The sequence below is a fragment of the Erwinia sp. Eh17-17 genome, assembly GCF_039675725.1.
In the GTDB taxonomy this organism is placed as follows: Bacteria; Pseudomonadota; Gammaproteobacteria; order Enterobacterales; family Enterobacteriaceae; genus Erwinia.
Genome location: NZ_JBDFQT010000006.1, coordinates 87802 through 112464, shown reverse-complemented (window position 1 = coordinate 112464; position 24663 = coordinate 87802). Strand labels below are relative to the sequence as shown.

Sequence of the window (24663 nt, the reverse complement as noted above, 5' to 3'; positions counted from 1 at the left end):
TCGGCTCCTGCAAAGGCTCCTTTAATGTCTGGCGGCACTCACTGCGTCATGCAGATTGACCCGCTGCCAGAAGCTCTGTTCGGCATTGCCGGACAACGGATAGCCCCCCGCCAGCGCAGTGCGAACCAGCAGCTGACGACGCTGGGCGGCGCTCAGGTTCGGTAACGGCGCTTCCAGCAACACTTCCGCCCCCTGCGGCACCACCAGCGGCGCGGCTTTCACCTTTTGCGCCGGCAGATTGTAGGTCATGGTGAAGCGGTAGAAGGTCTGCATCGACTTTGCAGCGTACGGGTCATCTTTCAGCGGCACCTGCGCACAGGCTTTCAGCGACATACCGCACTCTTTCTCCAGCGCGGTGCGCAGCTGCTGTTTCGCTTCGTCAAACAGCTTGCGGTACGCCGGGTCGTTCAGATAGTGCGCCACGTTGCGCTGCGCCACCATGCGTGAGCCGATCACATCCAGCGGATAGTGAACGCCGAGCACGATGCGCGAATAGCCATAGCGCGCACCGCGATCGATCAGCGGCAGATAGCGCTCCGGCACCATCTGCGCCATCAGCAGCGAATCGGTGTAACCACTGTTGGTATGTCCGCTGGGGTAAGAGCCGCCGTCTGCGGTATACGGCTGATTATCTTTCACCACCGCCGTATCCGGCACCAGGTGAATGGTGTTGGCCGGGATAAGGAAAGGACGCTTATTGTCGAAATGCTTTTTCGCTTCGCCAGTGCTGACTTCGCTGGCTTTAATCAGCGCAGCGGCTTTACCCAGCTCGCCTTTGTTGTAGGCATTGACGAACGCCTGACCAAGGCGTGGCCCCAGCGCGTCGGCAAGGAAGTAGAGATAGTTCTGCCCCTCGGCATCAATCAGCGCCTGCTGGCGCAGCGTGGCGGTAGCGTTGAGGTTGATGCTTTCCACCGTCTCCAGGTTCTGCCTGAGGACCGCTTCCGGCTGCGTGCTGAATGCACTGAGCAGCGCAATGCCTGCCTGCTGGTTGGCTTTTTTAGCAAAATCGTAGCCGCTGGCTTTCAGCCACGCTTTATCTGCCAGAGACTTATCCTGCTTTACCTCTTCAAGCTGGCTGCGTTCGATCCTGTCATGTTTGCCCTTAATCGCATCAACCAGCGCACTCTGCACATGGTCCTGCAACGCCCGATAGTCAGCGCTGCCGCTGGCGCTGGAGACGCTGTCAGCGATGGCGGCGATCTGAGGAAGTGATGCTGGTGTTTTAGCCTGGGAAAGCTGACTGACGAGCAGTGCGGCGGTCAGTAAAGTGATGCGAAAGCTCATAACCCATCCTTTTTTTGATTAAATAGTAACCTTTACGCCCGCTAATTTATTGCATCTTTATGACATTTTCATTACATGTTGCATTCTGATACACATCATTCCTGCCACGGCAGAATGCCGCGATGACGGCGCGCCAGCAAGGAGGCCAGCAGCATCAGCACCACCACCAGCAGGATCATCAGGCAGCCCACCGCCGCCGCCAGCGTGGACGATCCGCCCTCATCCAGGAAGACGATCGTCGGCCCCAGCGTCTGGGTAGCCGACGTCACCAGCAGAATCGAAACCTGAATCTCATTCAGCGCGGTGAGGAACACCAGGATCGCGCCGGCAATCGCCGACGGCGCCACCAGCGGCAGTACAATGTCGCGCATACGCCGCAGGAACCCCGCTCCGGCCAGCTGTGCTGCTTCATCCAGCGATCGCTCAATACGCGCAAATCCGGCCAGCGTGGGCCGCAGCACCAGAGCGAGAAAGTTAGAGAGGTAGGCCGCGAGGATAATCCACACCGTCCCGTACAGGCTGACGTTCACCAGCGGCAGCGGTTTGAGGAAGAACAGCAGTGCGGCAATGCCGGTCACCACGCCGGGTAAAGCATAGGCAAGCTCGCTGGAAAGGTGCAGCATCCGCACCAGCCGGCTGCGCCGCCAGCTGAGGAAGCAGGCCATAAACAGCGCCATCACGGTGAGGATGGCCACCGCCAGCAGCGTTAACCCCAGGCTGGTGAGAAAAGCGTGACGGACTGCCGGGTAGTCAAACAGTGCATTGCGGTAGTTGAGCAGCGTCAGCGACTGCCAGTTCAGCGCCTGGCCGAAGCCCTGAGTCAGTGAGGTGGTCAGCAGCGCCGACAGCGGCAGCAGCAGGATCAGCACCATCAGCAGCCAGCTGGCACACTCCACCGGCAGACGCCAGCGGCCAAGTGACTGGCTTAACGGCTGCGTGCTGCCGTTGACGCGCACATCGCGCCGCCCGCCGAGCAGGCTGCTGATCAGCATCCCTGCCAGGGTGATCGCCGCCAGCAGCAGCGACAGCACCGCCATATCCGGCAGCGCGCCCGGTCCGGTCGTATTGAGCTGCTGATAGACCAGGGTGATCAGCGTCGGCACCCGGCCGGGAATGCCAAGCATCGCCTGAATACCAAAGTTACCGGCGGCGGCGACAAACGACAGCGCTGCTCCGGCAAAAATCGCCGGGCGCGCCAGCGGCAGCACCACGGTCAGCAGCACGCGCAGCGGTGAAGCCCCGGTGATGCGCGCCGCCTCGACCAGTTCAGCCGGCAGCCGCTGCAGCCCGGCGCGTACCGCCAGGAAAACCAGCGGCGCATTGTGCAGGCCAAGCAGCAGAATAATACCGCCCAGCGAATAGAGCGGCGGTGTCCCGCCGCCGTCAACCGGCAGCCCCAGCGCCGCCAGCCCCTGCATCACCAGGCTCGACGGCGACAGCGCCTGCACCCATGCAAGGGCAGTCACCTGCGGCGGGATCATCAGCGGCAGGATAAAGGCAAATACCCACGCCGATTTTGCCCGCATATTGCTCAGCGCCACCAGCCAGGCGGCCAGCGTGCCGAGCAGCAGCGCCAGCGCCGTCGATGCCAGCGCAATAACTAACGTGTTGCCGGTCGCGCGCAGCACGCGCGGGGTGGCCAGCAGCTCAAACAGGCGCTGCGTGTCCGGCACGCCGTGCGGGGCCACTGCGGCCCAGACCAGCCGGACCAGCGGAGCAACGGACAGCAGGCCTATCACCAGCGCCAGCAGCCACAGAACCCCGTGTTCACTGCCCGGCCAGCGGCTGCGCTGGCGTGGAACGCCGCACGTCAGAGAGGGCAACACGCTCATACCGTTATCCGCCGAAGATTTCAGTGAACTGGTCGCGCACCTGTTTATCGTCAGCCACGGCTTTATCGCTGTCCAGCGTCAGCAGTTTGATGCTGTCGATCGGCGCAAACCCTTCCGGCGCCGCCACACGCTTGTCGATCGGGCGATTACCCTGCTGCGCCACCAGCTGCTGGCCTTTTTCGGACAGCATAAAATCAACGAAGGCTTTAGCCGCCGCCACGTTATGCGCCCCTTTGAGGATCGCCACCGGCTCGGTGACAAATGATGCCCCCTCCTGTGGATAGACCAGATCGACCGGCGATCCCTGCTTTTTCGCGCGGATCAGGTCAGCGTCGGTGATCACCCCGTATTTCGCCATGCCGCTGGCGACCGCTTTCAGCGCCGGACCGTTACCCCCTTCCGGCGTGATGCCGTTCGCTGCCAGTTTTTTATAAAATTCCCAGCCAATAGCGGGCGTATTGATCGCCGTATGCAGATGGTAGAGCGCCGCACCGGAGTAAAGCGGGCTGGGCACGGCCACCTGCCCCCGGTTTTCCGGGGTGGTCAGCGCCATCCAGCTGTTGACCGGTTTGGCCTTCTGCGTGTTATAGCCGATCACCGTGGCGATAATTTTGGTGCCGAACCAGGTTTTATCTTTGTCGTAAAAGTCCGGGCTGATGTGGCTGACCGGTGCCTCTGGGTAAGCCATCAGCTTGCCCTCTTTTTTCAGCGCGCCGAGGTTGATGGCATCCGCTACCAGCAGAACGTCGGCTTTAACATCGCCGCTCATCATTTCCGTACGCAGAACGTTCATCAGCTGAGTGGTACCGTTGCGCGTCCACTGCACCTCGATGCCCGGATTAGCCGCTTTAAACGCGTCGATAGTCTGCTGGGCAATTTCCGGGGCCTGCGAGGTGTAGACCACCAGCTTGCCCCCGGCCGCAGCGGCAGACAGAGAAGAGATGCCAACAAACAGAGCCAGAATTTTTATCGTGCTACGCATATCCCTGAGGTCCTTAAAGTAACGTGAGAAAATTAAGCAGGAATGACCCAGCCGTCGATCGCTGCAAACTTCAGGCGTTCGCCCGTCTGCCACAGCGGCGCATCGGTCAGCATCAGGGTCAGGCGGTTCTGTGGGTCGGCCTCCGGGGCGATCTCCAGCTGGCGGTAGCCGCCACGGTAGATCACCCGCTGGATAGTGCCCCAGAAACCAGGTTGTTGTTCGTCGGCCAGGCGCAGGTCGGCGGCATGCAGGCAGATTTTCCCTTGCGGCAGTACCGCCTGCTGCGGGCTGGCGCGCAGCCGCAGGCGCTGACCATAAAGGGTGACCCAGGCGCTGCCGTTGCCATCCGGTTCGATATCGCTGACGCTGACCACGCGACCGTCGTCAATAAAGCGCGCTACCATTTCGCAGGCGGGCTGGCGGTAGAGCGTTTGCGGGCTGGCGAACTGCATCACGCGACCGGCGTGCATCACCACAATGCGGTCGGCCAGCGCCATCGCTTCGTGCTGGTCGTGGGTGATGTACAGCAGCGTGGCCCCGGAATGCTGGTGAAAACGGGTGAACTCCTCCTCCATCGTGGCGCGCAGATGGACGTCAAGGTTGGCCAGCGGCTCGTCCAGCAGCACCAGCTGCGGACGCGTCACCAGGCAGCGGGCGAGCGCCACGCGCTGGCGCTGTCCGCCGGAGAGATCGGCCGGTTTACGCTCCGCCATCCCCTCCAGCCCGACCTGTAACAGGGCGGCCGCCACCCGCTGCTGGCGCAGGGGGCGCGCCATGCCTTTCACTTTCAAGCTATATTCAACGTTCTCTGCTACCGACATATGTGGCCAGAGGGCGTAGTTCTGAAACACAATGCTGAGGTCACGCTGTTCCGGGGGCAGGTGTTGCCCCGGTGCGCTGTAGCAGCGATCACCAACGACGATGGTCCCGGCATCCGGGGTTTCAAACCCGGCCAGGGTGCGCAGCAGGGTGGTTTTACCGCAGCCTGAGGGACCAAGTACCGCGATGAACTCACCGTGTTCAATCTGCAACGAGACGTCGCGCAGCACGGGCTGCGAGCCAAAGGATTTACACAGATTGTCGATCAGGATCTCAGACATGGATTCAGCCCGGCTCAGTGGTGACAGCAACGGTTTAAAACATACTGAGCGCAGATGACAGAGAGGTGACAGGAGCGTTTGTGCATTGGCATTGAGGGCTGACCGGAAAAAAAGGTCAGCCCCTACAAAAAAAATTCCGTAGGGGCCGATCCTCTTTTTCGATCGGCCCGCAATAAAAGGGAATACCCCAGGGGCCGATCCTTTTTTTCGATCGGCCCATGCTATGACTATCATTCATCGACGCTTCAACTGTCGGGGAAACAGTTGATTACAGGCCGCAGCGCATGATTGCGTTAAACAGAACGCGCTGCGACAGCCTAGAATACCGTCCATTCTTCCACCGTCCTCCAACCGGATACAGGCTGTTATGAACATTGATTCAGATATCACTTTTCGTAAACTGGAAATTTTTATCGCTTTTATGAACCGGGGTAATCTGGCGCGCACCGCTGAAGCTCTGGGCATCAGCAGCGTCAGCGTCCACCGGGCGCTGCACAGTCTGGAAGAGAGCATGCGCTGCCCGCTGTTTATCCATAAAGGGCGCAATCTGGTCCCGCTGCCTGCCGCCCATACGCTATGGGAATACAGCCAGGAGGCGATGGATGTGATGTCACGCGGCATTGAGGAGACGCGCAAAACTGCCGGTGTCGGCCAGGGTCGGATGCGCATCGGCACGCTCTATTCACTGACGCTGGAGACCGTCCCGCAGCTGATCATGGGTATGAAAATACGCCGCCCGGACCTGGAAATAGAGCTGACCATGGGATCGAACCAGATGCTGACCGCGCGCCTTGAGGAGGGGTCGCTGGATGCCATTCTGATTGCCATCGCTCCCGGTGAGCTGGACTACAGCCGTTTCGAAAGCCTGCCGCTGTTTGATGACGATATCTTTCTCGCTGCCCCGGCGGCGTCCGGTCTGGACACCAGTTTCCCGGCAGACCTGCGCGATTTCCGTCAGCAAAAATTTGTTTCGCTGGCGGAAGGCTTTGCCACCTGGCAGGGATTTCAGGAGGCCTTCAATGTGGCCGGATATGAGCCGAATATTGTCACCAGGGTCAATGATATTTTTTCAATGCTGAGTCTGGTGCAGGCGGGCGTGGGTTTTACCCTGCTGCCGGGAAGAATGAAGCGGGTGTATGAGAACTCGGTGCAGCTACTGAAGCTGGCGCAGCCGTATCAGATGCGCCAGAATATCGCGATTGTGTTTGAGCGCAACCGCGAGTATGACCCGAACCTGCTGGCGCTGGTGGCCGAAGGCCGGATGTACAGCCGGCAGCGCTCGCTGACAACCACTAGCGTGTAAGACGTGCCGCCAGGCGACGCACCAGCAGATCGCCCCCCTGCTCCAGCGCAACCGCCTCTCCCGGACAGCCACAAAATGCCACGCGCGTCAGGCCCGTCAGAATGGCCCCCGGCGGCATCTCAATAGCCAGCCGCACGTCACGTTCATTTGCCGCCACCATCGCCTCGTGCCAGCGCACGGTACGTGCCATATTGCCTGCCAGGTCATCTGCAATCTGCTCAGGCTGCCACAGCACCCGCGCCGTACTGCCGCTGAGATACGCACAGCGCGGGCGCTGTAGTGCGACCGGGCGGAAGGCTTCCGCCAGCTTCGCCGCCGGTGCATCCAGCAGCGCACAGTGAGAAGGGACGCTGACCGCCAGCCGGTGAATTTTCTGCGCCCCGGCGTTCAGCGCCCGGCTGGCGACGGCGCTCATTGCCGCTTCACTGCCGGCAATCACCATCTGCTGTGGGGCGTTGATATTCGCCAGCCAGCATTCGCTGCCCAGCAGCGGCTTCAGCTGCTGCTCGCTCAGGCCGACAATCGCCGTCAGGCCATAGCCTTCAGGGTAGGCCTCCTCCATCAGGGTGCCGCGCAGTGCCACCAGCCGCAGCGCGTCGTCAAAAGCCAGCGCCCCGGCCGCTACGGCTGCCGGAAAAGCGCCAATCGACAGCCCGCAGGTGATATCCGGCTCAACCCCCTGGCGTTGCAGCTCACGGGCGTGTGCAACCCCGGCAATCAGCAGGCACAGCTGCACCGCACGGGTATGTTGCAGTTCGGCGGCGCTGTCCAGCAGACGCGCGTCCTGCTGCAGGATCTCACTGGCCTCGTCGAGCAGCGCCGCACCGTCAGGCAGGTGTTGCAGCATCCCCGGACGCTGCGCGCCCTGGCCGGGAAAAGAGAAGAGTATTTTCATGATGTTGCACTCCACGGCTGCGGGGTGAGGCGCGGTCCCGCGTTGGTTTTCAGCAGCACCTGCCCGTCGCGCAGCCATTCATTTAAGGCAAAGGCCCCTGCGGGCGTTTCCACCTGGGTATCGACCCGGCACGGCAGCTGGCTGACAAACGCCTGCCAGCGTCTCAGCTCCTGTTCCGCCACCGGCTGCGGGCAGCGGATCAGCAGATCGAGGTCACTGTCGTCGTGCAGAACCGGCACTTCGGTGGCCAGCGCATATCCCACGCTGCCGGTAATCCCCCACGGCCACCACCAGCGCTGCTGCGCCAGCTGAATCGCCGCCTGCACCGGCGGCTGCGAAACAAAAGGCGATGCCAGCAGGTGCGCGGTGTCACTCAGCGCCTCCGGCGACAGCGAGCGCACCATGTGCTCTGGTGCCACCCAGCCTGCGGCACGCTGATCGCGCCGCAGGCCGCGTACGCCAACCGCAATACGCCCATGTTGATCGCTGTCGCGGCGCACCACCAGCGGCAGCACCCGCTGCCACTGGCTGGCCACCCAGTCTGGCAGCTCCCCTTCAAGGGCATCCGCAGCGCGGATCCAGATCAAATCATGTGGCGTCACGGTCATATTAAATTCCGGAAGTCAGGGTGATAAACAGCGGTAAGGTAATGATACACAATAGCGAACTGATCAGCAGCGTCGCCTCGGCATCGGGTGACTGCACACCGAACCGGTTGCCAAATACCACACCGAAGAACCCGGCCGACAGCGCCACCATCAGGATCGCTGTGATCGCCACCGGGCCACTGATGCCGAACACGATCACCAGCCCCCAGGCAATCAGCGGCTGGATCAGCATCGTGGTGATACTGGACATCACCACCACCCCGTTGATCTTCAGCTGTCGTGCCGACAGGATCACCCCGGTCAGGAACAGGGCTCCGGCGGTCGCCGCCAGCCCTAGCGGTTTGATAGCCGCCAGCACCAGACCCGGCATTGAAATGCCCAGCCCGGAGAGCACCACGCCCAGCAGCGGCCCCCAGACAATCGGTTTGGTGACCGAGCGCCACATCAGCACCGGCAGCATGCCGATGCCGGTATTGGCACCATTCCCCGCCGCACGCGCTTTTTCTCTTTCCAGCGTCAGCAGACAAAACGGGGTCATCAGCACTGAGCCGCAGGCAATGGAAACCGCCACCGACAGCGAGGTGGATGCCCCTTCCCCCAGTACGCTGCCGAGGATCGGCAGGCCCAGCGCCGCATAGTTCGGCAGGGCAACGGTCAGCGTCAGTACCGCCGCATCCTGCGGCGACTTATGGAACAGCCTTGTGCTGATGAAATAGATCGCCGCATAGACAATCCACATGGCCAGCACCAGCACCAGAATCAGCGGTGACTGCTGGATAATTCCGCTCCACGGCGTCTGCACGGTGGCGCTGAACAGCGCAGCCGGCAGGGCGAAATCCATCACAAAAATATTCAGTAAAGAGACGTTTTTGTTGTCCACCATCCCGGTTTTGCCGGCATAGAAGCCCAGCAGCATAATGACGAAGATAGGGGCAAGAGCATTAATGATTACATAAGTCATAACATCACCTGATAGTTGAAGTAAGCACAGGCGCGATGATTATTATTTTTCAGGTGACAGCCGTTGAGCATGCAGGAGCAGGCTCAACGACACCTGGCAGGTTGTCTTATTTTCTAAAAAAAAGGGTTGGATATGCAGTTACCAAAGGCTGCGCAGTCGCTCCCTGACCATGGCCGAACTGCGGCGATTTTCCGCCTGTAAGCGACACTGCAGACCGGGGTCACGCCGTGCCGCAGCGACAGCGGCGGCCAGCGCCTGCTGCACCTGTGCCACGTCGGCAGCGTCCGGAGCATCCGGCTGGCGGATATCCAGCAGCGCCTCCAGCAGCCCCAGCTTGTGGTAGTTTTTGATGTCGTAAGCCATTGGCGGAATGGTCTGCGCCAGTTTTTCCAGCGCTTCCACGCTGCGCAGCGTGATGCGCGCTGCGGCCTCTTTGCCCATGGCATGGATCAGCACGCCGCTGTCGTTAAAGGCGATCAGCCGGTTGGCCTGATAGCCGTGGGCGAGGAAAGCTCCGGACATCGCTTTACCGACGATCAGCCCAATCACCACGTGCCCGGCCAGCCGGGCCTCGGCGTAGGCTCCTGCAGCGGCGGCCAGCGCCTGATGAATGCCGAAAGCTTCTTCGCGACGGCCATACGCCTGGCTGGGGACATCAATCACCGCCACAATCAGCCGCTTGTCGGTTTTAGCCGCATCCTCTGCCACCGTTTCATTCACCACTTTCGCCAGCGTCCAGCCCTCTAGCAGCCCGACCTCGCCCTTAGCAGCGCGGGGATAGTGGTTATCAGCATCGGGCACCACGGCAATAAAGCGGGCTGCCTCACCGTTTACTTCACCGTCAGCGACCTGTACGGAAGGACATAATCCCGACATGCGCGCCGCGCCGCCGCTGAGCTGCTGTAGCCAGATTTCACCGCGTCCTGTTGGCTGTTTCATTTGCGATCCTCCCCACTGAATAGCTGTGTGATCTGTTGTTCACCGGCCTGCTGGCGGGTGTCAAACTGCGCCAGGCGCGGCAGATAGTGCGGGTAACGCTGCGAGCGCACCGTCGCCGGTACGCCTCTGGCCAGCGCTGCGCGCATCGCTTCTCTGATGGCCTGCTGACCGTCAGCAACAATCGCATCCACCAGGCCGCTGCGCGCCCGCACGTCTCCCCCGGTCATGCTCCAGATAAACGGTCTGTCGCGCGAGTCGTACTCATCGATTCCCGCTTCCTGTTCAATCACCTGCGGGCCGTTCAGACCAAGACGAGCTTCACGCGTGACAATCAGATAGCTACACAACCCGGCGGCGATAGACATACCGCCAAAGCAGCCCACGGTCCCGGCAATAATGCCCACCACCGGGGTGTAACGGCGCAGGTCAACAATCGCAGCGTGAATATCGGCAATCGCCGCCAGGCCGAGATTCGCCTCCTGTAAGCGCACGCCACCGGTTTCCAGGCACAGTACGGCGCGGGTCGGAATGCCGTTGCGGTTATCTTCTGCCGCCAGTTCCAGCGCGGCCGCCATCTTCGCGCCGGAGACCTCGCCCATGCTGCCGCCCTGAAACGCCCCTTCAATGGCAATCACTACGGCAGGCTGGCCGTCGATGGTGCCTTTGGCTACCACCATGCCGTCGTCTGACTGCGGCACGATGCCCTGCGCACCGAGCCACGGTGAGATTATGCCGTCGAAAGGATCGAGCAGTTCGCGAAAGCTGCCGTCATCCAGCAGCAGGTGGGCGCGTTCACGCGCTTTCAGTTCGATAAAGCTGCTGTCGTTACGCATCGGCTACCTCCTCAAACACCTGTTCAATGCGGATGCGCGCCACGCCGGGAGTGGCACCAAAGTCGTGGATCGTCATCTGCCCGGACGGCAGCGCGCTAAAGCTGCTCAGGCGCTCAAACAGCGCCTGCCAGCGCGGGCTGCTGTTATCTACCGAGGTGGTGATGGCCACGCGCAGTTCGTCACGATCGTCCGCGACGTAGAGCACTTCCATATCGCCGGAACCGACTACGCCCGCCAGCGCCTTACCGCTGAGGCGGCGTGTGGCCGGAAAAGAAAACGTTATCTGTTGCATAAGATCCTCGTAAAATTTGTTTCATGTCCGGGCGGACCGGAAAAAAAGGTCCGCCCCTACAGGGGACCAGGTTCCCCACACCGGGCATGTGCCGCTGTCGTTATCCCGGCGGACCGGAAAAAAAGGTCCGCCCCTACAGAGAAGCGGGTGCTCCTACACGGACACGGTCCAAAAGGTCCGCCCCTACAGAGAAGCGGGTGCTCCTACACGGACACGGTCCAGAAACAGTGCGGCAGACAGCAGATCTGCCGCGCCGCCCGGTGAGGCATTCAGCGCCAGCATCTGCGCATCCAGTACGGCCAGCGCCTGCTGCCCGGCAGGGTGCTGCACCCCGCCTGCCGCCAGCACCGCTCTTGCGCCCTGCTGCATCGCTGCCAGCCCGGCCATGCCGGCGCGTGACAGCACGCAGGTATCGCTCAGTGAGGTCATGATCGCCATCAGCGCATTGAGCCGGGCAGCGTTAACGTCCGCCCCCTGCTGGCGGCTGTGCCAGAGCTGCGGCAGCGCCAGATTCATCACGTGGGGGAACCCCTGCTGAGCCTCTTCGCGCGCGCCAGGCAGGCGGTAACGTGAGCTGGCACGCTGGCCGTTGCTGAACAGCTTCGGGGCGGCGGCATCCGGCAGCTGTGCCAGACGCGCGGCGGTTGCGGCAATCTGCGCCGGACTGCCGCTGCCACCGCACATCGCCGCCGCAGACACCAGCAGCCCCAGCGCCCAGATGGCGCCGCGATGGGTATTGACCCCGCCGGTCTCGCGCATCATCACCGCCTCCCCTTCGCGCCCCAGGCGTCCTGCGGTCTGGCGCAGAGCAATATCTGCGGGACGCCGCCAGCTTTGCAGCGCCAGCTGATGGAACATCGGCGTCAGGCTGTGGGCAGAACGCGCCATCAGCGCCAGCGTCAGGTCATGATGCGCTCCGCTACCGCGGCGATCGACCAGCCCTGGCTTCGGCGTCAGGTTCGCTTCCATCAGCAGGCAACGGGTTGCCAGAGATGAAAGACGCCGGGCGTGACGTTCAGCAGGAGAGGCGGCGAGCTGCCGCTGCAGGCTCATTACCAGCTCCTGAATTTAGCGGGCGGCTGGTATAAACCACCGGACCACTCCACCAGGTCAGCAACGCTGCCTGCGGCCAGCAGAGAACGGCGGGCATCGGTACGGCGGATGTCCAGATCTTCCGGGAAGGCGACTTTGCCTTCGCGGCGCAGCTGCGCCACGCGCTTCGCATCAACACCCAGACCGATATCGGTGATGCCGGCGACTGACGCCACCATCGCGCGCCGCTCTTCCAGCGATGTTGCCCGATAGAGGTAGGCAATCCCCTCTTCGGTCAGCACGTGGGTGACGTCATCGCCGTAGATCATCACCGGGGCCAGCGGCATGCCGGACTCTTTTGCCACATCAATCGCTTCCAGCTTCTCAACGAAGGTCGGTTTTGAGCCAGCCTGGAAGGTTTCCACCATCTGCACCACCAGCTTACGGCCGCGCGCCATCGGGTCAGGTTCATTGATCATCGCCAGCCAGGCAGGCGTGGCATGGCGTCGGCCGTGCGGATCGTGGCCCATATTCGGTGCGCCGCCGAAGCCAGACAGGCGGCCACGGGTCACCGTGGAGGAGTTCGCGTCGCCGTCCACCTGTAAAGTGGAACCGATGAACATATCAGCGGCATACTGACCGGCCATCTGGCAGAAAGCGCGGTTCGAACGCATCGACCCGTCGGCCCCGGTGAAGAACACGTCCGGGCGGGCGGCGACATATTTTTCCATCCCCAGCTCGCCGCCGAAGCAGTGCACGCTCTCCACCCAGCCGCTTTCAATGGCCGGAATTAAGGTCGGATGCGGGTTCAGGGTCCAGTGGCGGCAGATTTTACCTTTCAGACCCAGCTGTTCCCCGTAGGTTGGCAGCAGCAGTTCGATGGCGGCAGTGTTGAAACCGATCCCGTGATTCAGCGACTGCACCTGGTGCTCGGCGTAGATGCCTTTGATCGCCAGCATCGCCATCAGTATGTGTTCCTGTTTGATCAGGCGCGGATCGCGGGTAAACAGCGGTTCGATAAAGAACGGTTTGTCGGCCACCACCACAAAGTCGATCCACGAGCCCGGAATATCGACGCGCGGCAGATCGCATTCATCGTCGACCAGCTCATTGACCTGAGCGATGACGATGCCGTCATGGAACGCAGCCGCTTCAACCAGCGCCGGGGTATCTTCGGTACTCGGGCCGGTATAGAGGTTGCCTTTACGGTCAGCTTTGAACCCGGCGACCAGCGCGACGTTCGGGATCAGGTCTACGTACAGCCGCGAGTAAAGTTCGATGTAGGTGTGGATAGCGCCAATTTCCAGCTGGCCGTCTTCCAGCAGCTGCGAAATACGCAGGCTTTGCGTGCCGGAGAAGGAGAAGTCGAGCCTGCGGGCAATCCCTTTTTCGAAGATATCCAGATGTTCGCTGCGCCCGACGCTCGGCATGATCATATGCAGGTCGTGCAGCTTTTTCGGGGCAGCCTGCGCCAGTGAACGGGAGAGAAAATCCGCCTGCTTCTGGTTATTCCCTTCCATAACCACCCGATCGCCGGGAACGATCAGTTTTTCCAGCATGGCGACCAGGTCGCCGGTGGGCAGTATTTTATTGGTGAGGCCAAGGCTGGCAATGCGCCGCTGTTTTTCACGACGGCGCGTATCCCAGACACGAGGGGACGGGTTGGAAATCATGATGTAACCTCCTGTAGGTGCATCCTGTCAGGGATGCTTCAGTCTGATTGCTAGTCTGCACCCACCGGTGCGCGGTAACAATTACGCTCAGAGTCGGAACGTTAGCCAGGGGGTAACGTTCTGGTAAAACCGATTTTATTCAGTGAGATAAAGGAATTCGTTTCAGAGAGAGGTCACAGAACGGGTCTGGCAGGCGTTAAAAAAAGAAAAGAACCCTCCAGCGGACGGGCTCTTTTTCAGCACGGCAAGGGCAGTTTACGCCGCCGGGTTTTGCTCTGGCTGCCGCTGGTGTACCGCGATATAGCGCTGGAAGCGGCTCTCTTTCAGCCGGGTGAGATCCACCAGCACCAGCCCGTCAATGCAGTGATTGAAGTCCGGGTCGCTGCCGAAGTCGATAAACTGCACGCCGCCAGGCTCGCACAGTTCCGAGTACTGCTTATAAAGCGGCGGAATGCCGGTGCCAAGGTTGCTTAACAACCGCTTCAGCCGTTTCAGATCTTCGCTGTAGTTATCGCCGCTAAACTGGGCCAGCACGTCCGGCAGTGAGGCCGGATAAGGGCGGCGTGACGTCGCCAGCGCCAGTTCCGGCGCAAAGTAGAGGCGGTAGAAGGCCACCAGCAGATCGCGCGCCGCCAGCGGCAGTCCGCCGGAGATCGACACCGGACCAAACAGATAACGGTACTGCGGATATTTTGCCAGATAGGCGCCAATCCCCATCCACAGATAGTCGAGGCCGCGTTTGCCCCAGTAAGCGGGCTGAATAAAACTGCGCCCCAGCTCAATGCCCTGCATCAGCACCGGGTTCATCTGATGGTCATAGTGGAACAGGCTGTGGCTGTAGATACCGTCGAAGCCTTTGCGCTCAAACTGTTCAGCGGTGGGGATAAAGCGGTAGGCACCCACGATATCCAGCGCTTCGTCATCCCATAAAATCAGGTGGTAATAATCGTCGTCGTAATCATCGAGATCGCGCCGCGTACCGCTGCCCTCGCCCACCGCCCGGAAGGCAATTTCACGCAGCCGCCCCAGCTCGCGCAGGACAGGGACATAGTCCTCCCCCTGACGGCGATACAGATAGATCATTTTGCCGTCGGGCAGATGCCCCAGCATTTCGCACCCTGCCAGCGCACGCTTCAGTACCGCCCGATCTTCCGCGCGCGCAATCGCCGCTTCGGTCTGGAACAGCGCCGACTTCCCCTGCCCGATGCGGTACAGATGGCGACGAAAACGTGCCGCCAGCTCTTTCGCCGGGGTGCGGCCATCGTGCCAGCTGGCATAAGGAATGCGTTTACCGATTTTTAATTTCAGCCGCGTCCCGCGATTGCCGAACATTTCACGCACCAGCAGCAGCATCGACAGCGGCTGGTAAATTTTTGAGGTGAGGTAGAACAGCGCACTGTTGCGGCCGCTGACGTGAACAGGCACCACCGGCGCACGGAAGCGGGCAGCCAGGCGCAGAAAACCGTGGCTCCACTTGCCGTCTTTAACGCCTTTGCTGCCGAAACGGGAAACCTCCCCCGCAGGGAAGAAGATCAGCACCCCCTGATTTTCCAGCTGATCCTGCATCTGTCCAATCTGCTGGCGGCTGGTGCGGTTTCCCATATTATCGACCAGCACCATCAGGCTGCTCAGCGACTCCAGGCAGTTCAGCAGGCGGTTGGTCACGATTTTAACATCGCGTCGCACCTGCGATACCGCATGTAACAATGCCAGACCGTCCAGCGTTCCCAGTGGATGGTTAGCGACAATCACCACCGGCCCACGGCTTGGGATCTGCTCCAGGTCTCGTTCACTGAGTTCGCAGCTGACATCCAGGTATTCCAGCACCTGCTCCACCATATCCAGCCCTTTCAGGTGGCGGTTGCGCTGGTTGAACTGCTGGAACTCTTTTTCGCGCAGCAGGCGGCGAAGTATGCTTTTCTGCCAGGAAGGGGTGTCATGACCGGGACTGAGATCGTCCAGTACGCGCTCTATTGTAAACACAGGTTAGCCTCCGGGTGTTTTAACGGCACACTAACCAGCCCGCATGACGCTGGCGTGTCGGAAAAATGACAGCTGCAAGACGCTGTCAGTTTACGTATAGTTCAGCCACGCAAATCTGATGCAGCAGACACGACTATCCGCGCCCCTGGCAGCATTATGAACAACCTGAAAACGCTGCTGCTCCTTTTCTGCCTGCTGGCAGCGGGCTGCGGCTCACTTTCCAGCAACAGCATTGATACCTCGACAGCAGCCAGCCTGCAGGCGAGCTGTCATCTGCCGCTCAGGACGCAGATTGACCAGCTGGCGCAGCCGCTGATCGATCGGCAACAGACACCGGGCATCGTGGTGGCCGTTCTGGACGCGAACCGCCAGCGCCATATCTTCAGCTACGGTTTTACCGACAGCGATAAGCGCATCCCGATTAGCGGCGATACGCTGTTTGCCGTCGGCTCGCTGACCAAAGGGTTCACCGCTGAGAGCGCCGCGCTGCTGGTGGCTGAGGGTAAGCTGCACTGGCGCGATACGCTCGGACAGCTGACGGGCGACCGCGTGGCGCTCAGCGCGGATGCGCGCCAGATTACGCTGCAGCAGCTGGCGACCCACACCGCCGGGCTGCCGCGCCAGATGCCCACGCTGCATATGTTGCGCAAACTGACGGTGTATCTGTTCAGCGGCGCGCCGTTTTACGACGATCTGGATGACGGGGAATTCCTGGATTATCTGGCAGATTTTTCGCGTCCGCATCGTCAGCAGGTGGTCTACTCCAATCTCGGCTATGCCATTCTTGATTACACCCTGACGCAGTATTCCGGGCAGACGCCGCAGTCGATTGCCCGGCAGCGAATTATTGCGCCGCTGGGCATGCAGCACACCGGCTATCAGCCACAGCGGCTGCCGGGGTATGCGCTGCGCGCGCGCGGCCACGCCGGGGATCAGCCCAGATTTGTTATCCGTGGGGAAAAAGTGCCGGACTGGCAGTTTAAGGGGGATATGGTTGGGGCGGCTTCACTGTGGTCGAGCGCGAACGATCTGCTGAGCTACCTCAGCGCGCATCTTTACGGCAGCGGTGATGCGCAGCTGGACCAGGCGTTTGCCGATGCCATCACCGTTCGTTTTAAGCAGGCGGAGCATGACTCTCCGGCGCTGGCGTGGCTGAGCAATCATCTTCACGGCCAGAACATCATCTATCAGTCCGGGTTTATCGGCGGCTATGCCAGCTATATCGGCATGGACCTGAAGCACAGGACGGCGATAGTGGTGTTACAGAACAGTTTTAACTGGGATAACACCATCGGCCACCGCATGTTATTGCGCATGGCGGAAAACAGGGATATGCCGGGGGGATGCCGCTAAAACGGGTTGAGCGGAAAAGAGGGTCACCCCCGACAGAAAACAACGGAATGGGCTGTTGCAGGGAGCGGTCATGTGTTCCACAGGTTATTCGTCCAGCTCCAGCGGCGGCAGCTGCGAAAACACGCTTAACAGGCCGCTGCTCCACAGCTGGCGGATCTGGGAAAAATAGGGGTGTTTTTCGGTAATATGATACTGCTGCATGCTGCTGTAGCTGTCGGTCGGGTAAACCATCACGTCCAGCGGCAGGCCAACCGAGATATTGCTCGCCAGGGTTGAATCCATCGAAATCAGCGCGCACTGCATCGCCTGGTCTAGCGGCGTGTCATAGCGCAGCACGCGATCGATAATCGGCTTGCCGTATTTGCTTTCTCCGATCTGAAAATAGGGCGTATCCGTGCTGGCCTCAATGAAATTCCCCTGCGGGTATATCTGAAACAGCCGTGGCTCCTCGCCTTTAATCTGCCCGCCGAGCATCAGCGTGCCGCCAAACTCCTCGCCGTCGCGCTTGATCACCGCGCGCAGCGTCTCACCGACCAGCAGCGCCACGTCGTACATATTCGTCGCATTCATCAGGCTGAACTGGCTGCCGTCCTCGCAGCCGCGCCGCAGCAGACTCAGCGCACTCTGGGTGGTCGCCAGATTCCCGGCGCTTTGCAGCACCAGGGTTCGTTCGCCCTCCTGCTGAAAAACATGAAGCTTACGAAACGAGGAGATGTGATCCACACCCGCATTAGTGCGCGAATCAGAAACGAAAATCATCCCTGACGATAAACGCATTGCCACACAGTAGGTCATAGTTAGTCCGATATAAGATTACTGCTGCGAAAATACCAGCTGTACCGCAGCCACTGCCTGCATATTTTCACTGCCGCCCCCCAGGCGCATTCCGCGTACCGGGCAGGCATCCAGGTAGTCCACGCCCACGGCCAGCTTCAGATGCTGGCGGGTGCTGCGGGTGTTATTCGTGATATCAAAACTGTGCCAGCTGCCGTCTATCCAGGCTTCCACCCAGGCATGCGTCGCCACGTGTTCAACGTGATCAGTATACAGATAGCCGCTCACATAACGAGCGGGGATATGCAGACTGCGACAGCAGGCAAGGAAGACATGGCTGTGATCCTGGCACACCCCGCTGCCCGCCGCGAAGACTTTCGCCGCCGCATCGGTCACCAGCGTCGATCCGGGCTGATAGGGCATCTTCAGCAGCAGTTCACCCATCAGGCGCTCGAGGCTGGCCAGCGGTGCTTCTTCCCGCCAGTAGCGCCGGGCAAAATCCACGATAGCCTCATCCGGCTGGGTCAGCGGGCTGTAGCGCAGGAACACCAGCGGCGACAGCGTACAGTCCGGGTCCGGTGAAGGATCCTCGTCGTCGAGGATCTCCACCACGCCGCGCGCTTCAATCTCTATTTCCTGATGCGGGCGGTCGAGCGTCAGCACGTGCAGCACGTTACCCCAGGTATCGGTGGTGCAGATCGCCTCTTCCGGCAGCAGCAGCTCCCACGAAATAATATGCTGATGCACCGAGTTCTGCGGCGTCAGGCGCAGATACTGGGTACTCTGCCGCACCAGGCTCTGATAGCTGAAACAGGTTTTATGGGCGATGGTCAGCTTCATTATTTTGCCTCCAGATAGGTGTGGTGAATGCTGTCGGCAATCAATGCCAGTTCGTCGAGAAAACGTTGCAGCCAGGCGTGCAGCCCGTCGCTCATCAGGGATTCCCAGCTGCTGAACCGCAGCTGGGCGTGCAGCACGGTCAGCAGATAGCGCGGCCGATCTTCGCCGCTGCTGCCGATCAGGTTGAGCTGATTGGCGATCTCATCCAGGCAGGATCGCAGCGATCGCGGGCTCTCCTCGCGCAGGATCAGCATTTCGTTTACGCCGTCGGCCGCCAGCTGCTGCTTGTAGATGGTGTGGTAGGCCTCGCGGGCGGAGACCGAACGCAGCAGCGTATCCAGCCGGTAATATTCACGTACCGTGTCGTCATCGTCGTCGCTCAGATACTGGTAAACATCCAGCAAACGTGCCGTGCAGTCAGCCCGCTCCAGCAGCGTGCCCAGGCGGATAAAACTCATCGCATCGCCGCGCATTAGCGTGCCAAACATCGCGCCGCGAAACAGATGCGAGCGCTCTTTTACCCAGTCGAAGAAGGCATCCGCCCCGCTGCTGCTGATGCCGGTCTGGCGCAGTTTGCGCAGCTCTATCCAACTGGAGTTAATGCTTTCCCACACCTCGGAGGAGAGGCTGCCGCGCACCGCGTGGGCATTATTCCACGCCGCCTGCCAGCAGTTATAAATGCTGCCGGGGTTGCGCTCATCAAAGGCAAAAAAGCTGAACAGCTGCGGCATGGAGAGCCGGTCGCTGACCGACCAGTAAAGCTCATCGGTGTTGGTCAGGTTAAGGGGGACGCGCAGCTCATTGTTATGGCTGCCGCGCACCGGCATCAGGGAAAGACGATGAGTCACGTCGAGCACTCGTGCAATATTTTCGGCGCGTTCTAAATAACGCGCCATCCAGTACAGGCCAGTGGCCGTGCGGCTTAGCATGCGTCATCCTCCAGAACCCAGGTATCCTTGGTGCCACCGCCCTGCGAAGAGTTCACCACCAGCGAACCTTCGGTAAGCGCCACGCGGGTCAACCCGCCGGGAACCAGGCGGATATCGGCCCCGCTCAGGGCAAACGGCCGCAGGTCAATATGGCGCGGTGCCAGCCCCTGCTCGACAAAGGTCGGGCAGGTAGAGAGCGCCAGCGTATTCTGCGCAATGTAGTTCTGCGGCCTGGCTTTCAGCAGCGCACGGAAATCCGCCAGCTGCTGCTGGCTGGCTACCGGCCCTATCAGCATGCCGTAGCCCCCCGCGCCGTGGACCTCTTTCACCACCAGCTTTTCAAGATTTGCCAGCACCCACGACAGTTCATCCGGGCGGCGACACTGCCAGGTGGGGACGTTATTGAGGATCGGATCCTCATTCAGATAGAAGCGCACCATGTCAGGGACGTAGGGGTAGATCGACTTATCATCGGCCACGCCGGTGCCGATGGCATTGGCCAGCACCACATTACCGGCGCGGTAAACCGACAGCAGTCCGGGAACGCCCAGCATGGAATCGGGCCGGAAGGCCAACGGATCGAGGAAAGCATCATCGACGCGGCGGTAGATCACGTCGATCTTGCACGGCCCGGCGGTGGTACGCATCAGCACCGCACCGTCTTTAACAAACAGATCGGCACTTTCCACCAGCTCCACCCCCATCTGCTGGGCAAGGAAGCTGTGCTCGAAGTAGGCGCTGTTGAAGCGACCAGGGGTCAGCACCACCACCACCGGATCGTTGACCGGCGAGCTTTCGCGCAGGGTCTGAAGCAGCAGCGAGGGGTAACGCTCAACCGGGGCGATGCGCTGGTCGGCAAACAGCTCCGGGTAGAGGCGCATCATCATTTTGCGGTTTTCCAGCATATACGAGACGCCGGACGGAGTTCGCAGATTGTCCTCCAGCACGTAGTATTCGCCATCGCTGTTGCGCACCATGTCCACGCCAATAATATGCGCGTAGAGATGGCGGTGCAGGTTGATGCCCTGCATGCAGGGCTGATACTGGTCGTTAACCAGCACCTGCTCCGCCGGGATGATACCCGCCTTGAGAATACGCTGCTCATGATAGATATCATGCAGGAAAGCATTAAGCGCCTGTACGCGCTGACGGATGCCTTTATCCAGCATGGCCCATTCGCTGGCGGGAATAATACGCGGTACGCTGTCGAACGGGATCAGGCGCTCGGCGCCACCGTCGTCGCCATAGACGTTGAAAGTGATCCCCAGGCGGTGAAACAGCAGTTCCGCCTCTTCGCGCTTGCGCGCAATCGCCTGCTGGTCAGCCTGCTGTAACCACTGCCAGTATTCCCGATAGTGTCCGCGATAGCGTCCATCGTTCAGCAACATCTCATCATAGAAGTGCGATGCTATTTGATAGCTGTGATTCATGATTTCCCTACCGCTGTCTGTGAACCTGAGTGAGAGCTGCACAAAGTGTGCCAGATCGGGACGGGCAGCCCGTCCCGCACGGAATGAGGTTCTGACGTTAACCTGGTGGTCAGTCGGGTCAGGGAAAGCGAAGCGCGGAAGGCGAACGCACCGTTACGGTGCGTTGCGGTGAAGCGATTATTGGGCCAGCGGGTGCCAGACTTCGGTCAGTGCGCCTTCCCCACCGGTTACGGGGTCGGTCTCTGGCATCGCGACGCGTTTTATTTCAAGCATAGACTGTTCCATCAATGCCTGCTCGTCGCGCAGGGTTTTCGGGGTGACGCCCGGTGGATAAGCGCCAACGGCCATAAAGTCGTCACTGGCCGCAATCTGCTGATGCCCGACGCCCGCCGGGATCAGCACCACATCACCGGCGTAAACGGTGACCATGCGTCCGCTTTCGCCGCCGAACAGGATCTCTGCCCAGCCGTCGGTGATCCCCAGCAGTTCATGCGTGTTCGGGTGGTAATGGGTATAGGGGTAAATCGGCGCATGCCAGCTGACCGGCCAGCCGTGGCGGCCAAACTCAGTTCTGAACCACTGAGCCAGATCCGTGGTGATCTCTTCTTCCCCTTCTTCCGCCTGGTCCGGGACGATCTGCGGATAGATGATCAGCGGCAGCACGTTATTAGGAATGCCCTGTGAGGGCTGCGCCAGCATAAGATGTCGCGGATTAGAGGAGGCACCTGCAGCAAAGGTCCCGGCAGCAAACGACATCATTAACATTACACTGCGAGAGTTGGTCAACATATCTGGCTCCTGGGTAAATTTCCTTGTTAAGGACTGGTTAAATTAATTGTGGCACTTTTCCACCAGCTTGCAATAAATACATCGCGCAGCAGATCACATAACTTATTAATTTAAATAGACTTAACTCAAATTCACACCCGGTTCTGCAGCCGCTATCGTCGTGCGCTTCGCGCCCGGTAGGGCGTCTGCCGTTAGGTGACACTCGTAACAGTCACTCCTTACAATAATAATCATTGCTTACTAAGCTTATTCAGATAAAAATAACCCGATTAATTCCAGTTAAAATTTCTGTACGCTAATATTAGGAATAAACTGACCAATGGTGCCCGTTGATTCCTGGTCGCACCTAAAAACACCCCAACATACATTCACCGATTTTTTGAAATATGACACTTTATGACCGCGGATTATATTATTCACCACTGGTACATTGATTTTGCCTCTGGCACGTTGCTTCACCAGGAAAGTGGTGAACAGCGTCGGCTGGGTGAATATCAGCTCAAGCTGTTGCAGGTTCTGGCAGAACACGCCGGAAAGATTCTATCGAGGGATGAGCTGAACACGCTGGTCTGGGAAAGACGGGTTATTGGAAATAACAGTTTACCCAATGCGATTCATGCCCTGCGTGTCGCGCTTGAAGATGATGGTAAACAGCAGCGTATTATTAAAACCATTCCGAAGAAGGGCTATATCCTTGAAGCGGAGTTTTGCCAGCGTGTATCCCCTTCTGACCTGGATGCGCTGGCAGTGATTACGTTGCAGCCTGATGAGGCCGCGCCCCCTGCGGGGACGTTACCGGAAGGGAGTGAACCGCAGCGTGAGGCGGCTTCTGCATCCGTTTCGCCGCCACAGACGCAGCCCGAAACCGCCGCGTTGCGCACGGAGCACCAACGCTGGTTCTGGCTGGTGCCGGTGCAGGCGTTATTATTGCTGGCCCTTCTGGTGTGGATTAGCGGGTCCTGGTTTTCCTCTCCGCGCACCACGCTCAAACAGCAGGATGCCTCGCTTTACAGCAATATCAGTCTGCGCGAACTGATACACAGCGGTGACCCTTCCGCCACTGCCGAGTTAAATAAACAGCTTGGCACCACGCTCTATATGCTTAATCAGCATCTGAAAAATCAGCAGGTAAAAATGGATGTCATCTACGGGTTTTCAGGGACATCACTGAATTATACGATGACGCTGCACAATACCTGTGGCCGCAAACAGCTGGCAATGAAAATTCTGAACTGGCGCATTAACGGCACGCTGCTGAGCGCGCTGATCTATCGGGAAAGCGAGAGAAAATTGAATGAAATGGCGAACTGCGTCAATTAGTTTACTGCTGGTCACGGTAGGAGTTGCCGCAGGCGCACTATTGCTGAAGCCATTTTCAGAAAACCACGAGGTTCTGTTCACCTCGGCGTTGAACGGAGAAGATCAGCAGCTGGGTTACTATGACCTGCTGTCAAACCAGCGTGAAGTCTATAATCCGCACTTCCTGGTGCTTGACGATAAAATCACCATGACGCTGACCAGTCCTGATGACAGCCAGTTTATGATCAAAGTGAATTTACAGCAGTTGAAGAGCGACGCTGAAACCACGACCTTTGACTATCAGCCGGTCTACTACGCCGATAAAGGTGATGCGCGCATTATTAAAAGCATACTCGGCCCCGGAGGCCATAATCTCGTGCAGTTTTACGCTCTGCGCTTTGGCAATGAACGTATGATTATCTTTCCTTCGGGGCAAATTCTCAGCGTTGATGCACGTTAAAACGAGCCTGCCAGCCAGACAGCGTGTTAGGCAGTCTCTTTTTATCCGGCTCGGTGGTGGCGTAATGCAGGGTCACCTCATCACCTTTTGTCGGCTCGACGCGTAGCGCCCAGATTTTCCCTTGTGGATCCGTCATGATCATCGCGGCCTGGCGATCGGCCCGGCCTTTTACCCACATGGTCACCACGCTGGCCCCGAGATTATCGAGGTCGTTCTCGCGGGTGAATGCGGTCGCCGTATCGACATACTTCTGGTAGTCGTTGCCGACCAGCTGACGGAATTTTTCATCGGTTTGCCGATCGGGAAGAATGCCCAGGCTCAGCAGCGTAGCGGCGGGACGCGGATCGCTGGCGCTTTTTGTGTAGATACCATCAATAGCCACCCCGCCCGACATCAGCAGCTTACAGCTGTTAGTGCTGTCGCTGGTGACCTTGAGTCTGCCATCAGGCAACGGGATCAGCATCATCGCGCAGTCCCCACCCCAGGCAATTTTATCGCTGAAGCCAATGCCGTAATACTGGCGCACATCGGCTCTCAGCGCCGTTTGATAAATGCCGCCCTGCACCGTAGCATCCATGCGGAATCCCCATCCTGACGGGCTGGTTATCAGAATTTTTCCACTATTCCCGTGGCTGGCCGAGGTGTTCCACCAGGTGCCTTCCCAGTCAAAGCTGCGTTCTGTACCATACATTTTGCTGAACACATACAGATAGGCACTGCGCAGACAGCTTTCACTGGAGCAGGCATCCGGTTCATGATGCATGTTAACGATCAGTTGCTCCGCATGCTGCGGGTCATCTTTGACCCGATCGTAGAAATCATCGTTATAAACGCCGTCCAGCCACATCAGCTGCGGGCTGCTGCACACGGCCTGTTCCGCCATGCCAGAGACACGGGCGCAGTTAAAGGCGCGCGCGGGGCTGATGCAGAGCATCAGCAGAGTGAAAAGCAGTAAAAATAAGCTGTTTTTAAACATATTGTGGTAACCGTCTGTTCCTTCATCCGTAGCCTGATGCTGCGGGGCGAAGATTTTACCTGCAAAATCGCCCCCAGGCTACATTTTAGCCAG

General features: G+C 59.6%; 23 protein-coding genes. 4 read left to right on the top strand and 19 right to left on the bottom strand.

Annotated elements, in window-relative coordinates; translation table 11 throughout:
• Positions 1-21 precede the first annotated feature (21 nt).
• From ABEH87_RS16095 to ABEH87_RS16080, 4 genes are all read right to left on the bottom strand, one after another.
• Positions 22-1287, bottom strand: a complete 1266-nt coding sequence (locus tag ABEH87_RS16095) for a phosphatase PAP2 family protein (RefSeq protein ID WP_346577687.1) — start codon at positions 1285-1287, stop codon at positions 22-24.
• Between the two features lie 95 nt (positions 1288-1382).
• Positions 1383-3119, bottom strand: a complete 1737-nt coding sequence (locus ABEH87_RS16090; RefSeq protein ID WP_346577685.1) for an iron ABC transporter permease — start codon at positions 3117-3119, stop codon at positions 1383-1385.
• Between the two features lie 4 nt (positions 3120-3123).
• Positions 3124-4101: an ABC transporter substrate-binding protein gene (locus tag ABEH87_RS16085; RefSeq protein WP_346577683.1), complete on the bottom strand. Its 978-nt coding sequence runs from the start codon at positions 4099-4101 to the stop codon at positions 3124-3126.
• 32 nt (positions 4102-4133) lie between these two features.
• A complete protein-coding gene (locus ABEH87_RS16080) occupies positions 4134-5201 on the bottom strand; it encodes an ABC transporter ATP-binding protein (protein WP_346577681.1) in 1068 nt (355 codons plus the stop codon).
• A 367-nt stretch (positions 5202-5568) separates the two neighbouring features.
• Between ABEH87_RS16080 and ABEH87_RS16075 the strand changes: the two genes are divergently transcribed.
• Positions 5569-6504, top strand: a complete 936-nt coding sequence (locus tag ABEH87_RS16075; protein WP_346577679.1) for a LysR family transcriptional regulator — start codon at positions 5569-5571, stop codon at positions 6502-6504.
• On the opposite strand, the gene mdcH is transcribed toward ABEH87_RS16075, so the two are convergent.
• The 9 genes from mdcH to ABEH87_RS16030 all read right to left on the bottom strand — a co-directional run bounded on the left by mdcH (position 6494) and on the right by ABEH87_RS16030 (position 15720).
• On the bottom strand, positions 6494-7399 hold the full coding sequence (gene mdcH / locus ABEH87_RS16070) for a malonate decarboxylase subunit epsilon (protein ID WP_346577677.1): 906 nt from the start codon (positions 7397-7399) through the stop codon (positions 6494-6496). The two genes, ABEH87_RS16075 and mdcH, sit on opposite strands and share 11 nt — an antisense overlap.
• Positions 7396-8007, bottom strand: coding sequence for a malonate decarboxylase holo-ACP synthase (locus ABEH87_RS16065; protein ID WP_346577675.1), 612 nt, complete (start codon positions 8005-8007; stop codon positions 7396-7398). The genes mdcH and ABEH87_RS16065 overlap by 4 nt, the downstream gene beginning before the upstream one ends.
• A gap of 1 nt (position 8008) precedes the next feature.
• Complete coding sequence (locus ABEH87_RS16060; RefSeq protein ID WP_346577674.1) at positions 8009-8968, bottom strand: AEC family transporter; 960 nt, start codon at positions 8966-8968, stop codon at positions 8009-8011.
• 138 nt (positions 8969-9106) lie between these two features.
• Complete coding sequence (gene mdcE, locus ABEH87_RS16055) at positions 9107-9907, bottom strand: biotin-independent malonate decarboxylase subunit gamma (RefSeq protein ID WP_346577672.1); 801 nt, start codon at positions 9905-9907, stop codon at positions 9107-9109.
• On the bottom strand, positions 9904-10740 hold the full coding sequence (locus ABEH87_RS16050; protein ID WP_346577670.1) for a biotin-independent malonate decarboxylase subunit beta: 837 nt from the start codon (positions 10738-10740) through the stop codon (positions 9904-9906). The genes mdcE and ABEH87_RS16050 overlap by 4 nt, the downstream gene beginning before the upstream one ends.
• On the bottom strand, positions 10733-11032 hold the full coding sequence (gene mdcC / locus ABEH87_RS16045; protein WP_346577668.1) for a malonate decarboxylase acyl carrier protein: 300 nt from the start codon (positions 11030-11032) through the stop codon (positions 10733-10735). The genes ABEH87_RS16050 and mdcC overlap by 8 nt, the downstream gene beginning before the upstream one ends.
• 183 nt (positions 11033-11215) lie before the next feature.
• Positions 11216-12085 carry a triphosphoribosyl-dephospho-CoA synthase gene (locus ABEH87_RS16040; protein ID WP_346577667.1) on the bottom strand — a complete coding sequence of 290 codons (870 nt, stop codon included), beginning with the start codon at positions 12083-12085 and terminating at the stop codon, positions 11216-11218.
• Positions 12085-13737 (bottom strand): malonate decarboxylase subunit alpha, encoded by a 1653-nt coding sequence (mdcA, locus tag ABEH87_RS16035; protein ID WP_346577665.1) that lies wholly within the window; start codon positions 13735-13737, stop codon positions 12085-12087. The genes ABEH87_RS16040 and mdcA overlap by 1 nt, the downstream gene beginning before the upstream one ends.
• A gap of 255 nt (positions 13738-13992) precedes the next feature.
• A complete protein-coding gene (locus ABEH87_RS16030) occupies positions 13993-15720 on the bottom strand; it encodes a GNAT family N-acyltransferase (protein WP_346577664.1) in 1728 nt (575 codons plus the stop codon).
• Positions 15721-15876: 156 nt separating this feature from the next.
• Here ABEH87_RS16030 and ABEH87_RS16025 point away from each other — a divergent pair, with 156 nt between their 5' ends.
• Positions 15877-17073, top strand: coding sequence for a serine hydrolase domain-containing protein (locus ABEH87_RS16025; protein ID WP_346577662.1), 1197 nt, complete (start codon positions 15877-15879; stop codon positions 17071-17073).
• A gap of 84 nt (positions 17074-17157) precedes the next feature.
• On the opposite strand, the gene ABEH87_RS16020 is transcribed toward ABEH87_RS16025, so the two are convergent.
• From ABEH87_RS16020 to ABEH87_RS16000, 5 genes are all read right to left on the bottom strand, one after another.
• Entirely contained in the window at positions 17158-17868 is a 711-nt protein-coding gene (locus tag ABEH87_RS16020; protein ID WP_346577660.1) for a proteasome-type protease, read from the bottom strand.
• Between the two features lie 18 nt (positions 17869-17886).
• A complete protein-coding gene (locus ABEH87_RS16015; protein ID WP_346577659.1) occupies positions 17887-18687 on the bottom strand; it encodes a transglutaminase family protein in 801 nt (266 codons plus the stop codon).
• On the bottom strand, positions 18687-19616 hold the full coding sequence (locus ABEH87_RS16010) for an alpha-E domain-containing protein (protein ID WP_346577657.1): 930 nt from the start codon (positions 19614-19616) through the stop codon (positions 18687-18689). The genes ABEH87_RS16015 and ABEH87_RS16010 overlap by 1 nt, the downstream gene beginning before the upstream one ends.
• Positions 19610-21046 carry a circularly permuted type 2 ATP-grasp protein gene (locus ABEH87_RS16005; RefSeq protein WP_346577656.1) on the bottom strand — a complete coding sequence of 479 codons (1437 nt, stop codon included), beginning with the start codon at positions 21044-21046 and terminating at the stop codon, positions 19610-19612. The genes ABEH87_RS16010 and ABEH87_RS16005 overlap by 7 nt, the downstream gene beginning before the upstream one ends.
• A gap of 177 nt (positions 21047-21223) precedes the next feature.
• Positions 21224-21835, bottom strand: a complete 612-nt coding sequence (locus ABEH87_RS16000) for a cupin domain-containing protein (protein ID WP_346577654.1) — start codon at positions 21833-21835, stop codon at positions 21224-21226.
• A 396-nt stretch (positions 21836-22231) separates the two neighbouring features.
• On the opposite strand from ABEH87_RS16000, the gene ABEH87_RS15995 reads away from it, so the two are divergent.
• Both ABEH87_RS15995 and ABEH87_RS15990 read left to right on the top strand, forming a co-directional pair.
• Entirely contained in the window at positions 22232-23155 is a 924-nt protein-coding gene (locus ABEH87_RS15995; protein WP_346577653.1) for a transcriptional regulator, read from the top strand.
• Positions 23130-23594 carry a hypothetical protein gene (locus ABEH87_RS15990; protein WP_346577651.1) on the top strand — a complete coding sequence of 155 codons (465 nt, stop codon included), beginning with the start codon at positions 23130-23132 and terminating at the stop codon, positions 23592-23594. The genes ABEH87_RS15995 and ABEH87_RS15990 overlap by 26 nt, the downstream gene beginning before the upstream one ends.
• Here the strand turns inward: ABEH87_RS15990 and ABEH87_RS15985 are convergent.
• Positions 23575-24570, bottom strand: a complete 996-nt coding sequence (locus tag ABEH87_RS15985) for a hypothetical protein (RefSeq protein ID WP_346577650.1) — start codon at positions 24568-24570, stop codon at positions 23575-23577. The two genes, ABEH87_RS15990 and ABEH87_RS15985, sit on opposite strands and share 20 nt — an antisense overlap.
• Positions 24571-24663 lie beyond the last annotated feature (93 nt).

Excerpts from the sequence above, each read along its gene's own strand:
- ABEH87_RS16095 (WP_346577687.1), bottom strand. The coding sequence starts at position 1,287 with ATGAGCTTTCGCATCACTTTACTGACCGCCGCACTGCTCGTCAGTCAG.
- ABEH87_RS16090 (WP_346577685.1), bottom strand. The coding sequence starts at position 3,119 with ATGAGCGTGTTGCCCTCTCTGACGTGCGGCGTTCCACGCCAGCGCAGC.
- ABEH87_RS16085 (WP_346577683.1), bottom strand. The coding sequence starts at position 4,101 with ATGCGTAGCACGATAAAAATTCTGGCTCTGTTTGTTGGCATCTCTTCT.
- ABEH87_RS16080 (WP_346577681.1), bottom strand. The coding sequence starts at position 5,201 with ATGTCTGAGATCCTGATCGACAATCTGTGTAAATCCTTTGGCTCGCAG.
- ABEH87_RS16075 (WP_346577679.1), top strand. The coding sequence starts at position 5,569 with ATGAACATTGATTCAGATATCACTTTTCGTAAACTGGAAATTTTTATC.
- mdcH (WP_346577677.1), bottom strand. The coding sequence starts at position 7,399 with ATGAAAATACTCTTCTCTTTTCCCGGCCAGGGCGCGCAGCGTCCGGGG.
- ABEH87_RS16065 (WP_346577675.1), bottom strand. The coding sequence starts at position 8,007 with ATGACCGTGACGCCACATGATTTGATCTGGATCCGCGCTGCGGATGCC.
- ABEH87_RS16060 (WP_346577674.1), bottom strand. The coding sequence starts at position 8,968 with ATGACTTATGTAATCATTAATGCTCTTGCCCCTATCTTCGTCATTATG.
- mdcE (WP_346577672.1), bottom strand. The coding sequence starts at position 9,907 with ATGAAACAGCCAACAGGACGCGGTGAAATCTGGCTACAGCAGCTCAGC.
- ABEH87_RS16050 (WP_346577670.1), bottom strand. The coding sequence starts at position 10,740 with ATGCGTAACGACAGCAGCTTTATCGAACTGAAAGCGCGTGAACGCGCC.
- mdcC (WP_346577668.1), bottom strand. The coding sequence starts at position 11,032 with ATGCAACAGATAACGTTTTCTTTTCCGGCCACACGCCGCCTCAGCGGT.
- ABEH87_RS16040 (WP_346577667.1), bottom strand. The coding sequence starts at position 12,085 with ATGAGCCTGCAGCGGCAGCTCGCCGCCTCTCCTGCTGAACGTCACGCC.
- mdcA (WP_346577665.1), bottom strand. The coding sequence starts at position 13,737 with ATGATTTCCAACCCGTCCCCTCGTGTCTGGGATACGCGCCGTCGTGAA.
- ABEH87_RS16025 (WP_346577662.1), top strand. The coding sequence starts at position 15,877 with ATGAACAACCTGAAAACGCTGCTGCTCCTTTTCTGCCTGCTGGCAGCG.
- ABEH87_RS16020 (WP_346577660.1), bottom strand. The coding sequence starts at position 17,868 with ATGACCTACTGTGTGGCAATGCGTTTATCGTCAGGGATGATTTTCGTT.
- ABEH87_RS16015 (WP_346577659.1), bottom strand. The coding sequence starts at position 18,687 with ATGAAGCTGACCATCGCCCATAAAACCTGTTTCAGCTATCAGAGCCTG.
- ABEH87_RS16010 (WP_346577657.1), bottom strand. The coding sequence starts at position 19,616 with ATGCTAAGCCGCACGGCCACTGGCCTGTACTGGATGGCGCGTTATTTA.
- ABEH87_RS16005 (WP_346577656.1), bottom strand. The coding sequence starts at position 21,046 with ATGAATCACAGCTATCAAATAGCATCGCACTTCTATGATGAGATGTTG.
- ABEH87_RS16000 (WP_346577654.1), bottom strand. The coding sequence starts at position 21,835 with ATGTTGACCAACTCTCGCAGTGTAATGTTAATGATGTCGTTTGCTGCC.
- ABEH87_RS15995 (WP_346577653.1), top strand. The coding sequence starts at position 22,232 with ATGACCGCGGATTATATTATTCACCACTGGTACATTGATTTTGCCTCT.
- ABEH87_RS15990 (WP_346577651.1), top strand. The coding sequence starts at position 23,130 with ATGAAATGGCGAACTGCGTCAATTAGTTTACTGCTGGTCACGGTAGGA.
- ABEH87_RS15985 (WP_346577650.1), bottom strand. The coding sequence starts at position 24,570 with ATGTTTAAAAACAGCTTATTTTTACTGCTTTTCACTCTGCTGATGCTC.